General features: G+C 36.0%; 13 protein-coding genes. 7 read left to right on the top strand and 6 right to left on the bottom strand.

Features of this window, described 5'->3' with window-relative positions; translation table 11 throughout:
* Positions 1-1,362 (bottom strand): purine/pyrimidine permease, encoded by a 1,362-nt coding sequence (locus tag AC3ANL_RS22315; protein ID WP_488326544.1) that lies wholly within the window; start codon positions 1,360-1,362, stop codon positions 1-3.
* A 276-nt stretch (positions 1,363-1,638) separates the two neighbouring features.
* Positions 1,639-2,475, bottom strand: a complete 837-nt coding sequence (locus AC3ANL_RS22310; RefSeq protein WP_488326543.1) for an NAD(P)-dependent oxidoreductase — start codon at positions 2,473-2,475, stop codon at positions 1,639-1,641.
* A gap of 286 nt (positions 2,476-2,761) precedes the next feature.
* Between AC3ANL_RS22310 and AC3ANL_RS22305 the strand changes: the two genes are divergently transcribed.
* Positions 2,762-3,187: a carboxymuconolactone decarboxylase family protein gene (locus AC3ANL_RS22305; protein WP_488326542.1), complete on the top strand. Its 426-nt coding sequence runs from the start codon at positions 2,762-2,764 to the stop codon at positions 3,185-3,187.
* A gap of 172 nt (positions 3,188-3,359) precedes the next feature.
* Positions 3,360-4,532, top strand: coding sequence for an MFS transporter (locus AC3ANL_RS22300; protein ID WP_488326541.1), 1,173 nt, complete (start codon positions 3,360-3,362; stop codon positions 4,530-4,532).
* A 198-nt stretch (positions 4,533-4,730) separates the two neighbouring features.
* Here AC3ANL_RS22300 and AC3ANL_RS22295 read toward each other — a convergent pair whose 3' ends face one another.
* On the bottom strand, positions 4,731-5,621 hold the full coding sequence (locus tag AC3ANL_RS22295) for a LysR family transcriptional regulator (protein ID WP_488326540.1): 891 nt from the start codon (positions 5,619-5,621) through the stop codon (positions 4,731-4,733).
* Between the two features lie 289 nt (positions 5,622-5,910).
* Here AC3ANL_RS22295 and AC3ANL_RS22290 point away from each other — a divergent pair, with 289 nt between their 5' ends.
* From AC3ANL_RS22290 to AC3ANL_RS22275, 4 genes are read left to right on the top strand one after another with little or no spacing between them, the layout of a single operon-like run.
* On the top strand, positions 5,911-6,945 hold the full coding sequence (locus AC3ANL_RS22290; RefSeq protein WP_488326539.1) for an ABC transporter permease: 1,035 nt from the start codon (positions 5,911-5,913) through the stop codon (positions 6,943-6,945).
* A 1-nt stretch (position 6,946) separates the two neighbouring features.
* Positions 6,947-7,633 (top strand): ABC transporter ATP-binding protein, encoded by a 687-nt coding sequence (locus tag AC3ANL_RS22285; protein ID WP_488326538.1) that lies wholly within the window; start codon positions 6,947-6,949, stop codon positions 7,631-7,633.
* 51 nt (positions 7,634-7,684) lie between these two features.
* Positions 7,685-8,365: a response regulator transcription factor gene (locus AC3ANL_RS22280; protein WP_488326537.1), complete on the top strand. Its 681-nt coding sequence runs from the start codon at positions 7,685-7,687 to the stop codon at positions 8,363-8,365.
* Positions 8,362-9,741: a HAMP domain-containing sensor histidine kinase gene (locus AC3ANL_RS22275; RefSeq protein WP_488326536.1), complete on the top strand. Its 1,380-nt coding sequence runs from the start codon at positions 8,362-8,364 to the stop codon at positions 9,739-9,741. Before AC3ANL_RS22280 ends, AC3ANL_RS22275 begins: the two co-directional genes overlap by 4 nt.
* A gap of 151 nt (positions 9,742-9,892) precedes the next feature.
* Here the strand turns inward: AC3ANL_RS22275 and AC3ANL_RS22270 are convergent, their stop codons facing one another.
* Positions 9,893-10,432 (bottom strand): ECF transporter S component, encoded by a 540-nt coding sequence (locus AC3ANL_RS22270; protein WP_488326535.1) that lies wholly within the window; start codon positions 10,430-10,432, stop codon positions 9,893-9,895.
* 233 nt (positions 10,433-10,665) lie between these two features.
* Between AC3ANL_RS22270 and AC3ANL_RS22265 the strand changes: the two genes are divergently transcribed.
* Positions 10,666-11,133: a GNAT family N-acetyltransferase gene (locus AC3ANL_RS22265; protein ID WP_488326534.1), complete on the top strand. Its 468-nt coding sequence runs from the start codon at positions 10,666-10,668 to the stop codon at positions 11,131-11,133.
* 79 nt (positions 11,134-11,212) lie between these two features.
* Here the strand turns inward: AC3ANL_RS22265 and AC3ANL_RS22260 are convergent, their stop codons facing one another.
* Together AC3ANL_RS22260 and AC3ANL_RS22255 are read right to left on the bottom strand one after the other, a co-directional pair.
* Complete coding sequence (locus AC3ANL_RS22260; RefSeq protein WP_488326533.1) at positions 11,213-11,515, bottom strand: hypothetical protein; 303 nt, start codon at positions 11,513-11,515, stop codon at positions 11,213-11,215.
* 122 nt (positions 11,516-11,637) lie between these two features.
* On the bottom strand, positions 11,638-12,489 hold the full coding sequence (locus AC3ANL_RS22255; RefSeq protein WP_488326532.1) for an aldo/keto reductase: 852 nt from the start codon (positions 12,487-12,489) through the stop codon (positions 11,638-11,640).
* Positions 12,490-12,507: the final 18 nt, after the last annotated feature.

Below are 12,507 nucleotides of genomic sequence, written 5' to 3'. Positions count from 1 at the left end.
TTAAGCTTTTTCTACTTTCAAGATTTTTTCCTCTTTTACGACTCTTGCTAATTTCTTAGGACGCCAAATTTGTTCAAATATAAGAGCCACTAGCATGCCAACCATTACACCGTTACTAAATACATATTGTAAGACGGTTGGTAATGCAGAGAAAATAGTTGGTGGTAGGAACATGACCCCTGTTCCAAGAGAAAGTGCTGTACTTAAAATGGTCAACCGTCTTTGATCAAGAGGTTCTTTCAAGACAGAACTGATCCCTATTCCTACCATTGAAGTAAACGAGGCGAGCATTGCAGCATAAGCAACTGGGCTAGGCAGCATTGCAAGCAGTGAATACACTTTTGGGAAAAAGGAAATAACGGCTAGAACGATACTTCCGATGAAGAATGGAAGCATACGGCTTTGGCCTGTCATTCGAACAAACCCTGCAGCTACGGAAAAGGGAACCACACCAACTGTAGAAAAGACGCCTGATAACATGGTATTGATTCCGCTAATAATGCCGGAACTTTTTAAAGATCCTTGTTTTCGCTCTTCTTTTTCATGTGAATCTTCAGCTTTTTCATTAAACACTTGTTTCATAGCGGCTACACTGGCAATAATACTAGAAATCAAGACAAAGGCAACCATAATGGAAGAAACAAACATACCTGTATCAAGCGAAGGCAGTCCCCATACAAATACGTCTGGTAATGAAATAATCGAAGATGTTTCTGGCATTGGCTGCGAACCGAAAAATAGAATAAAAGCAAGAGAACCTACCACCATCCCAATAAGGACAGCATAACTTTTTAACCAGCCTTTACCCCAAACAGACAGGGCAAGTACTAAAATAAAGATCACAAATGAAAGAATGACAATGCCTGGTTGAATTTTAGTTGATGCATCTTTGACACCAATCATTCCTTTAAGAAACATCCCACTCAATTGAAAGCCAAGAATCGTTAAGTAAACACCATTTACAAGTGGTGTAAAGAACTTAAGTAATTTATTCATCCACCCTGTTAAGCCAACGACAATGAGAAAGGCCCCTGTTAAAAGCATGGCACCTTCTAATAATTGCAGGGAACCACCAGCTTTTTCTACCCCTTGTGCGACAGCCATTTGTCCCATTAACGTAAATACTCCAAGCCATATCCCAGCAGGACCATCAGGAATTGGCAAACGATGCCCTAACCATCCGGATAATAAAGACGAGACCCCCACAACTAAAAACGTCCTTTGCATTAATTCGGATATCTCTAGAGGAGACATGTGAAAGACTTGACCAACGATAATCGGAATCGTTAGCGAATTAGCAAGTAAAAATATAAACCATTGTAAGGAGCCGATACTGGTATCCAATTTTGAATTTTTCATCATCCATCCCTTTCTTTTACTAAAAAATTATGAAGTTTGTTTAAATATAAAACGATACGTTCTGTTTTGTATTATAAACACTTATTTATTTTTTGCAACCTTTTTTAATCAATTTTGGTTTGGCAAATGGATTGTCACATACTTTAGGATTCAGAAAAACTGAATTTTGAGTCGTCTTTTTCTGTTTGATCTTTAATAGGAATGTTCAAGCAAAAAAAAAGGAAAGCATTCTGTTCAACACAGAACACTTTCCTTTAGAGAAGTGGTAACTTTATTTAATTATTTGACTTCTGGTTTCTCTTTTCCCATTGAGTCAAATAATTGTGTAGATGATAAGGCATTGAATGGCATAGATACATTATGTTTAATCCCTTGGAGGTAAGACGCTTTTAAGTCTTTAAGTAGAACGGCTAAGGCAGTGTCAGCAGTCCATTCCGAAATATCGCTCCAATTTCTAACTACCCAGCTATCACCTGTACTAACTTTTAATAGGTTTAATATTTCTTCTTGAGGTAAGTTATAGTGGCTTCCTAATTTAAGTCCTTCAGCTAGAGCATTCATGTTAATACCAAGAATTAGATTATTAACTAATTTTGCAACTTGGCTGTTGCCTGGATTCTCGCCATAGTAGAATATATTGGATCCCATCGCTTCAAAGTATGGTTGGAAAGATTTCACGATTGTCTCTGAACCAGATGTCATAATCGATAATGTTCCAGCTTGAGCTCCTGAAGCACCACCACTTACCGCAGCGCTAATTAATCTCAAATCACTTTCTTCTTCGACTTTTTTGCCTAATTCATTCATAGTTTCAGGGTCAAGTGTACTCATGACGATGATGGTTTTCCCTTTAGGTTGGGCAGATAATATAGCACCTTCACCAAAAATAATGTCAACATTTTGGTCATAGTCACGAACCATTGAGATTATTGCTTCGTCAGCTTGTTCCGCCACTTCTTTTAAAGTTTCTACCATTGTAATTCCAGCGGCTTTTGCCTTCTCATAAACACCTTTATAGGCATCATAACCGATTACTTCAAAACCAGCTTTTTTTAAATTAACGGCCATCGGGAAGCCCATTGTTCCTAATCCAACAAATCCAATTTTTTTACTCATGAATAATTCCTCCTATATCATTATAATTAAATTTTTGTTCACAATTTGTTCACACTTATTATACATCTCCTGTTTGTATGAGTAAAATGAATAAAGGTAATGAAACATATGTATATATTTCATAGAACGGAGATAATATTCATGGACAACTATCACCAAAAGTTTTACTAACTTAAATATGAAAAAAAGGAATGCATAGTATGAGTTATATGTATTTTACGAATAACGAAAACTGCGTTATAGTGATTTTTGTCACATGCAAATAATGCTTTAGGAGGAAAAGAACATGGAAAAAGATCGTTACCAAAGAGGATTAGATATTATAAATGAGATTACAGTAACAGATAACAAGGAAATTGGAACACACATGGATATTGTAGCCGCATTTAAAGATATTGCACCTGATTTAGAAAGTTATATTGTTGAATTTGCCTTCGGTGATATTTATTCAAGAGAGGGCACAACTCCACAACAAAAAACGATTGCCACAATCGCTTCTCTTGTAGCTCTAGGTACTGAACCGCAATTGGAATTGCATATCAACGTAGGAGTTACAATTGGATTAACTCCACAAGAAATTGTTGGAACGATCGTGCACTTGATTCCTTATACAGGCTTCCCTAAGGTCTTGAATGCTCTTAAAATTGTTAAAAAAGTCTTTGCTCAAAGAAATGTAAAAATGAATGATAAAGAATTGCAGACACAGCAATAAAACACCTAACAAGCCTTAAACGCCACCTGCTAACGCGGGTGGATTTATTTACCTGTTATTGTGAATAATTTCACAAAGATTTTAAAAATAGCATCAGAATATAATTAAGAGAGCAGGAGGATATTAAGTAAAGAATGCAGATGAAAAACTATGGACAAAAGATTTTATTATTATGTCCATCACAAACTTCATCATTATGATTATTTTTTATTTATTAATGGTTACAATGGCTTCATACGCTGTAACAGAGTTTCATGCTTCTGTTTCACAAGCTGGTCTTGTAGCCGGAATTTATATTGTCGGAACATTAATAGGCCGGATTGTTACAGGCCGCATTATTAACAAAGTCGGCACGAAAAAAATATTAATGATTGGTTTAATTCTATTCCCTATAACCATGTCATTCTATTTTATTCAAGCGGGGATTACCGTATTGATCATTAGCCGTCTGGTAAATGGTTTTGCAGTTGGGATTGCTTCTACAGCTATAAGTACAGTCGTAGCGCAAATTTTACCAGTTTCTCGTAAAGGTGAAGGAATTGGTTACTTTAGTATGAGTTCAACACTTGGAACAGCCATCGGACCGTTCTTCGGTTTGTTTTTGAGCCAACACACTACTTATTTTGTTATTTTTATGTTGTGTATGATTTTTGCTATTTTAGCGCTAGTTATTGCCTTATTTACAAAAATATCGAAAATCCAAGCACATAGAGTTCAAGAAGCAAAAGGCTTTCATATTTCTCAATTTATTGATGGAAAAGCACTTCCTATCTCCATTTTGACGTTATTATTTGCCTTAGGCTATGCAAGCCTTATTGCTTTCCTTAACTTTTTTGCAGATGAACGTGATTTACTTGGTTCATCAAGCTTTTTCTTCTTAGCATACGCAATTGCCGTTCTTCTCACACGTCCATTTACAGGTCATCTCATGGATACAAAAGGTGCTAACTATATTGTCTATCCATGTGCCGTTTTATTTGGAGTAGGTTTACTTCTTTTAAGTATCTCGCATAGTGCCTTCCTTCTATTACTTTCAGGCGCTATCATTGGGATTGGTTTTGGTAATATTTCTTCTGCCTTTCAAGCGCTTGCGATTAAAGTAACGACGCCAGAAAAAGTGGGATTAGCTACTTCCACATACTTTATTGGTTTAGACATAGGTCTTGGCTTCGGCCCTTATTTCTTAGGATTTTTAGTACCGGTCCTTGGCTACAGCAATTTGTATGTATGGTTAGGTATTTTTATGTTTGTCCTAATTATTTTCTATCTCTTCTTACATGGTCGAAAGGACCATTTAGTAGTAAATAATAATGAAATACGTTTAAAAGAGATATCGCCTAATTAATAGAAACTGTTAATTTGGGATAATGTTTGATTAAAAATAGAATCCTTATCGCGATTTACTTTCACATTGAAAGCTCTTGTTTTGAATAGTCTTTATTCAAACGAGAGCTTTTTTTTCATATTTTTATTGAATAGTTTTTAAAAAGTTTACTGACGGATAGTCTGCACCACTGAAAATCTAGTAATACATTTATCATTTTCATGATTCAGGAGGTAATGCAGCTGAAATATACTGGATAAATTCACGAACTGGAGGTGAAGGATATTTCTTTTTCTTGGAAATAAATCCTAAATTCCAAGGAAAGCTTGGATTAACGATGGGAATCGCTTTGATTAAATCTTGATCGACTTTTTTTGCAACGGGTCTTGGAAAAATCGAAATCCCTAAGTTTTCGCCAATCATTGCACTAATAAAATCCCATTCCGAACTTTCATAAGCAATTTCCGGACGAAATCCAGCTCGCAGGCATTCTTGAATAATGAGGTCATGAATAGCAAACTCTTGCTTAAATAGAATGAAGGTTTCATTTTGTAGCTCTTTCATTTCAACATTTTCCCTTTGCGCTAATGGATGAGAATGATGGACGAAGAGCGCCAGTTCTTGATAAACAAAGGGAACAACATTAAACTCCTTTTCATCCACCGGCAGCATCACCACACCAAGATCTAATATTCCGTCTTGGACTGCCTGTTTAACCTTTCTTGAATCATCTTCAAAAAGTTTTATTTTGATATCGGGGTACAGAGTATTAAATCCTTTAATGATTTTTGGAAAAAATAAAAAGCCAATGATTGGCGGTATGCCAATTTTTATTTTTCCTTTTTTTAAGTTCATTAAATCATAAAGGTGGGTAGTTAAATCATTTAGTGATTCCATAATAATTTCCCCTTCCGCCAAAACAATCTCGCCTGCTTCCGTTAATTCAATGTTCTTTGCGGAACGGTCAATCAGTTCTAAATTTAATTCTTCTTCCAAACTTTTGACGACTTTACTTAGTGTAGATTGTGATAAATGGAGGGATTTCGAAGCTTTGGTAAAACTTTTATATTTGGCTACTTCTATAAAGTAAGTGAGGTGACGTATGTCCATGAATGTAATCTCCAATCTATGAAAAATATATATTAATTGTTTTTCTTTTATTCATTTTACTCATACTCAGTGGAGATGTATACATAATGGGAACAAAATTTACACTATAAAAGTGGCATCATGAATTAATCATTTAAAACAAAGTGTCCATAATTAAGTAAAGTCCCGCTCCATAAAAACCTCCACTCAAAATCCAATCAAATTCACTTCAATTGTAATCTATTGTTCACCTACAGTTCACAATCCAATTATAAACTAAGGATGTTTAAAAGAGATTGGAGGAATTAAGATGAGTATGGCTTGGAAAGAAATGAAGAAAAATAAAGTAAGATTTTTGATTTTAGGCTCCATTGTTTTTCTTGTTAGTTTATTAACATTTATAATATCTGGTTTGGCAAATGGATTGTCACAAGACAATGCTGCATTAATTAAAGATTTACCGAATGGACAATTTTATTTGACAAAAGATGCCGATCAAACCTATAACCTTTCTAGAATAGATAGCAGTGTACAAGATAAAATTTTAACTAAACAAACAGATGCTGTTGCATTTTCAATTCAAATGGGATTTTTGAATGATGATGATGCCAAGCAACGAAGTGTAGCATTTGTTACATCGACCGATTCCGAGTTGTTTATGCATGTTAAAAAAGGAGAAATCGTATTAGATCGGTCTATGGAAGATAAGGGAATAAAAATTGGCGATAGCTTAACTAATAATCAATACAGCGGCAAGTTTATCGTAAAAGGTTTTGTAGACCAAAAGAAATTCAACCATGCACCTGTCGCTTATATCAATCTGGCAGACTACAAGGAAATTTACCGGGTTAATGAAATGCAATTGATTTTCGTACCGGGAGAAAATCCACCAGAAACAGTCACAGGGTTAGGATTGTATTCTAAAAATCAGTTTCTAAATACGATATCCAGTTATAAAGCAGAGCAGACCACTCTCAATATGATTGTTTGGTTTTTAGTTGCCATTAGCGGAATGTTATTTGCGATCTTTTTCTACATGATGAACGTTCAAAAAATTGGTTTATACGGTATTTTAAAAGCAATCGGGGTAAAAACAAGTACCTTGTTTAAAATGATGTGGGCACAAATGATCGTTATTACAGTCATGACACTAGCTATATCCATTACGCTCAGTCAAGTTTTTAATAGGCTTGCACCTAATGGAGTGCCTTTTCATTTGACACTTGAAACATCAGGACAATTATCCTTAGTCTTTATATTGATTGGTTTTATTGGGGCTACGATTTCAGGTATACAGATTAAAAAAGTAGAACCACTACAAGCGATCCAACAAGGAGAGGTTTAATATGACCATATTTACAATAGATGAAGTGAGAAAAACTTTTACAAATGGCGAAGTTAAAGAGGAAATCCTAAAAGGAGTCAATCTTTCTCTTAGAGAAGGTGAGTTAACGGCATTAGTAGGTGCTTCTGGCTCTGGTAAAAGTACACTTCTAACCATTGCGGCAGGACTTCAACCCGCTTCAGATGGGCAAGTCATATTTGAAGGTAAAAATATGACGACCATGAATTCAGAACAAGTGCGTGAAATACGGGCAAGTAAATTTGGTTTTGTCTTTCAGCTCGCACATTTAGTTCCTTTTCTCACAGTAGAAGAGCAACTAATACTTATGCTGGATGTATCAGAATCTAAATTAAAGAAACATGAACAAAAAAAGGAAATTAACAAAATACTTAAATTAGTAGAAATGGATCATCGGAAATATGCCTATCCCTCCTCATTATCTGGCGGAGAAAAGCAGCGGGTTGCCATTGCTCGTGCCATTATCCATAAACCAAAGGTTCTGTTCGCGGATGAGCCAACTGCAAGTCTGGATTCAAAAAGGTCTAAAGATGTGATGATGTTAATTCGGGATTTAACTAAAACGCTAAACCTTACTACTCTTATGGTTACCCATGACGAGGAAATGCTTGCTTATGCGGATTCTATCATTAAAATGAGTGATGGGATGGTTTTGCAAAATCTAAATTAATTATTTTAAAATAAATCAAACATAAATTGTATTTTTATAGGAGAAAAAACGATGACAACTATTTTAATTGTTGATGACGACATCAATATATTAAATCTAGTCAACATTCAACTATCTAATCAAGGCTATCATGTATTACAAGCAAAAGATGGGATTGAAGCATTGGGCGTACTTAAAAAGGAAGCTTGTGATTTAGCAGTTGTGGATGTGATGATGCCATTCATGGATGGCTTTGAACTAACGAGTAAGATTCGCCAACAGTATGATATTCCAGTCCTCCTTTTAACAGCTAAAAACCAGATCGAGGATAAGGAGCAAGGTTTTCAAGCCGGAACAGATGATTATCTCGTTAAGCCCTTTGAACCAAAGGAATTACTCTTTCGTATAAAAGCATTGTTACGGCGATATGATCATCAAGTAGACGAATCCATTCTACGTATTGGCAGTACAACCATAAATAAAAAAAGCTATGAAGTTCAGATTGGGAACCGAACGTTGCTTTTACCCTTAAAGGAATTTGAACTTTTATATTATTTAGTTTCTAATCCGAAACAAGTGTTTTCAAGAGAACACCTAATTGAACAGATTTGGGGGATGGATTATGAAGGGGATGAAAGAACGGTAGATGTTCATATAAAAAGAGTAAGGGAACGTTTTTCTACATTAACGGATGATTTCCAGATAAAAACAATACGTGGGGTTGGATATCTTTTGGAGGTCCAACGTAGATGAGAACTCTTTATGTGAAATTTATTGTCATAACCATTGGTATGATGCTGATAAGCTTTATCGTTGCTTTTTTAATTTCAAATATTTATTACGATCAAAAACTAAAGCCCTTTAATGACCAAAAAAACACAAAAGTTGCTCTAGACATTGCCACATTTGCAAAAGAACATCCAACGATCAACTTACGAGATTATTTAGAGAGCATTTCTGCTGTTGGATATCAAATTTATGTAGTCGATAACCTTGGGGATGAAAATTTTTTTGGTGAGCCCTTCAGAGATAAAAGTCTTTCCGAACCAACGAAAGAGCATGTATTAAATGGTCAAATTTTTCATGGTATGCTTCACCTCCCACGGGAAACATTTGTCACAGGCTTTTTTGCCAATGAACTTAGGAACACAATTGGTGTGCCATTAAAGCACAATGGAAAAAGCTATGCTCTTTTTATTAGGCCAGATATAAAATTTCTTTTCAACGAGATGCATATTTTATTTGGCTGGATCCTAATACAGGCAATTTCTTTGACCATCGTGATGGTACTGATTTGTACAAGATATTTAATCAAACCTATTTCTACGTTAACTAAAGCAACAAACTCACTATCAACTGGAAATTATCATGTTGAACTGGATATTAAGCGTCATGATGAGTTAGGGCAGCTTTCCCATAGCTTTTTACAAATGGCAAGAAAGTTAGAACAAATGGATGAAATGAGAAAGGAATTTATCTCAAATATCTCGCATGATATTCAGTCACCTCTTTCTAATATAAATGGGTATACGAATCTATTGGATAATGATTTACTAAGCAAAGTAGAAAGAACTCAATACGTTTCAATCATTAACGGTGAAATTAGAAGGCTTTCTACATTAACCAAACAATTGTTACTTCTTGCTTCATTAGACCGAAATGAGGATGTAATGAAGAAAAGATTATTCAACGTTGGTCAGCAAATAAAAGAATTAATCCGGAATTACCAATGGGCAATTAATGAAAAAGAAATCATGCTTAGCTACTCATTGCCAGATATCGAAATAATGGGTGACCCTTCCTTGCTTGAAACTGTTTGGGATAATCTTTTATCAAATGCCATTAAATATAATAAAGCTAATGGAAGTATAGACATATCAATTGAAGAAAGAGGAAAGTCGATCTTCGTTACTTTTGCTGATACAGGAATAGGGATGAGCGATATGGAAGTGGAAAGGATATTTGACCGCTTTTATCGGGCAGATAAAGCACGGACAAGAACTGTTGAGGGAACAGGTTTGGGTCTGTCGATTGTTGCAAACATTGTCGAGCGGCATGGAGGGCATATTACTTTGAAGAGTAAAGAAAAAGCAGGGTCCACTTTTATAATAGAATTACCAGTTAACTAGAGACAAGAGATGTTGGCATGACGTTTCAGCATCTCTTGTTCTACTGCATTTTATGATCTGGTCGTATCAACTGTTTTTCCAATGCTTCTGAAGGATTTTTTTCAAAAAGCACCTGTTCAGAAGATGGTTTGAAATAGTCTCAAAAAATACTTCAATACTTCTTCTTCTGTCCAATATTTTTCTTTAATCGTCCTACCAGAGGTACAACAATGATACCTGCTATGACGACCTGCATCACGTTTCCGGGGATGGAGCCGAGTGGCTGTATCCAGTTACCATAAAGGAAGACTTCGGCAAAATAGTAACCGACGACTTTTATAATCAGTGCAACGACTACTGCCAATGAGTGGACAAATACTCTTTTGCCGGGTACCTTTTCAGAGATGAGGCCGGCTAAAAAGCCCATTGCCCCTACGATGACAAACGTAAACGGTGCCCATGCTGCCCAACCGGAGATGAGATCGAAGAAACCCATTCCGAAGGCTCCTGCTATGAATCCTGTTTTCTTGCCGTATACCAAGGCTGCTATAAAAAGCGGCACGTTCCCCAGATGGATTAAACCTCCATTACCCATTATTGGGAGCTTAAAGTTTATGAACATGGTCGCCACAAGGGTTAATGCGATGAAAAGGGCATTGATAACGATGGCCCTTGTTTTAGTAGATTCAGTCGATGCGAATGTGGAATTCATATGATAACCCCTTTCCTATTTCAAAATAATATCATACACCATATTAGCTACTTAATAAATATAAAATTCTACATATTTGGGCAGATACAGATTCTGGTAAAATAGACATATGGGAGAAGTGTTTACTAGATACATTCCATTACCCCATTACCCTAGTGTGCTAAACTATCATCAATAGATTTGATAGTTTTAAGGGAAATTAGGGAAAATTTTTCATAGGCGGTGCTTGAATCATGCAACTATATTTTTACGATGAAAAATATAAAAGTGACATCGAAGAGTATCAAATAACAGCGGAACAACTTCGCTTTACTGGATCGCCGGCAGACAGCATCAAACTTTCAAATGAAGATCCTGATCGGTATTCCATCTTGGCTATGGATCAAGTTCAACTGGTCACCTTTTTTGATCTACATAAAAACGAAGGTGCAAAACCTTTTTCAAATAATCCTCAGTCCGTTTTAGTAAGGGCCTTTTCAACAGATTATCGCTACCAAGGGAAGGGGTATGCAAAACAAGCCCTTAGGCTATTACCCTCATTTGTAAAGGAACACTTTAGTGACATGAATGAAATTGTACTGGCAGTTAACATTCAAAATAAAGCTGCGCAAGAATTATATAAAAAATGTGGATTTGTTGATGAGGGTGAACGGAGGATAGGGAAAAAAGGAGAACTAATCATTATGAGTTATCATTTGTAGATTTTTGAAAAAGGATGTCCCCAAAAAGGGTAACCTAGGACAAGGGAACTGGTAAATGTACCCCATCCTAGGGGGGAGATTAATCATAGCGTACTTGTTCTTCTCCATCAATCATTAACTCAAGTTCTGTCAAAAAGTTGAGTTCAAGCGGTGCAGGTAACCGTTCCATAATTTCTCTAATTTCGATAAGATTTTCTGCATCTTCGATCGTAGATGGCGGCTGTTCCAAATGTTGATACCAAATCTTTAATTGGTCAATAAACTCATAAAAATGCCTCTCAAACAGCTCGGCATATTCTTCGCTTTCATCCTCTGAAGCGATTTTCATCCTTTCCCAATCTTCAAGAGCGGTGTCTAATTTTTCTTTAACACGATCTATCACATCATCACTCCTTTTTGGGTATCTAATGGTGCTTCTAATAGTATATAGGAAAATGAAAGTCTAGATCATCTAACATGAAATGTACGAAACGAATGATTAAATTCTTGATAAAAGAAAGAGCATTAATTATTAAGTCTACGGCTGCCGAACCATTTTACGATTTCAGGATCAGTATGGGAAAAGAACAAGCTCTTTTTCGTATCTAACGTCGCAATTGTCTCCATATCCTCTTGGCTTAATTCAAAGTCAAAGATATGGAAGTTTTCGATGATTCTTTCTTTATGAACAGATTTTGGAATCACCACGACTCCTCTTTGGGTCAACCAACGTAAAATCACCTGAGCAACGGATTTATTATACTTTTCAGCCAGTGCTACTAAAACTTCATTCTGGAAGAGATTATTTTTTCCTTCAGCAAAAGGCGCCCAAGATTCTATCTGAATATTGTTCTCTTCCATAACTTTCGCACTTTCTATTTGCTGGCAGAAAGGATGTGTTTCAACCTGGTTTACGGCAGGAATTACTTCATTATGAATCATCAAATCTACCAGACGATCCATCTGAAAATTACTAACTCCGATCGCTTTAATCTTACCCTCGCGGTACAATTCCTCCATCGCACGCCAAGAACCATATACATCGCCAAATGGCTGATGAATTAAATACAAATCTATATAATCTAATTGCAATTTTTCCAGTGACTTTGCAAATGCTTTTTTTGTGCGTTCATAACCGGCATCCTCAAGCCAGAGCTTTGTCGTAATAAATAATTCCTCTCTTGGCACGCCACTCCTTTTGATTGCTCTGCCAACCGCTTCCTCATTTTGATAAGAGGCAGCAGTATCAATAAGACGATAGCCTGCCATAATGGCGTCATAAACACTCTGTTCACATTCATCTGCATCGTTCATTTGATAAACACCAAAGCCGAGGATGGGCATCTCAACACCATTGTTCAACATTACTTTTTGCATATAAATTCCTCCTGTTTT

This window comes from Neobacillus sp. DHD-1R (genome assembly GCF_057747995.1).
The sequence above is the reverse complement of the archived record's forward strand: the minus strand, read 5'-3'. Positions and strand labels throughout refer to the sequence as shown.

Excerpts from the sequence above, each read along its gene's own strand:
- AC3ANL_RS22265 (WP_488326534.1), top strand. The coding sequence starts at position 10,666 with ATGCAACTATATTTTTACGATGAAAAATATAAAAGTGACATCGAAGAG.
- AC3ANL_RS22295 (WP_488326540.1), bottom strand. The coding sequence starts at position 5,621 with ATGGACATACGTCACCTCACTTACTTTATAGAAGTAGCCAAATATAAA.
- AC3ANL_RS22285 (WP_488326538.1), top strand. The coding sequence starts at position 6,947 with ATGACCATATTTACAATAGATGAAGTGAGAAAAACTTTTACAAATGGC.
- AC3ANL_RS22310 (WP_488326543.1), bottom strand. The coding sequence starts at position 2,475 with ATGAGTAAAAAAATTGGATTTGTTGGATTAGGAACAATGGGCTTCCCG.
- AC3ANL_RS22255 (WP_488326532.1), bottom strand. The coding sequence starts at position 12,489 with ATGCAAAAAGTAATGTTGAACAATGGTGTTGAGATGCCCATCCTCGGC.
- AC3ANL_RS22300 (WP_488326541.1), top strand. The coding sequence starts at position 3,360 with ATGTCCATCACAAACTTCATCATTATGATTATTTTTTATTTATTAATG.
- AC3ANL_RS22275 (WP_488326536.1), top strand. The coding sequence starts at position 8,362 with ATGAGAACTCTTTATGTGAAATTTATTGTCATAACCATTGGTATGATG.
- AC3ANL_RS22290 (WP_488326539.1), top strand. The coding sequence starts at position 5,911 with ATGAGTATGGCTTGGAAAGAAATGAAGAAAAATAAAGTAAGATTTTTG.
- AC3ANL_RS22280 (WP_488326537.1), top strand. The coding sequence starts at position 7,685 with ATGACAACTATTTTAATTGTTGATGACGACATCAATATATTAAATCTA.
- AC3ANL_RS22305 (WP_488326542.1), top strand. The coding sequence starts at position 2,762 with ATGGAAAAAGATCGTTACCAAAGAGGATTAGATATTATAAATGAGATT.
- AC3ANL_RS22315 (WP_488326544.1), bottom strand. The coding sequence starts at position 1,362 with ATGATGAAAAATTCAAAATTGGATACCAGTATCGGCTCCTTACAATGG.
- AC3ANL_RS22270 (WP_488326535.1), bottom strand. The coding sequence starts at position 10,432 with ATGAATTCCACATTCGCATCGACTGAATCTACTAAAACAAGGGCCATC.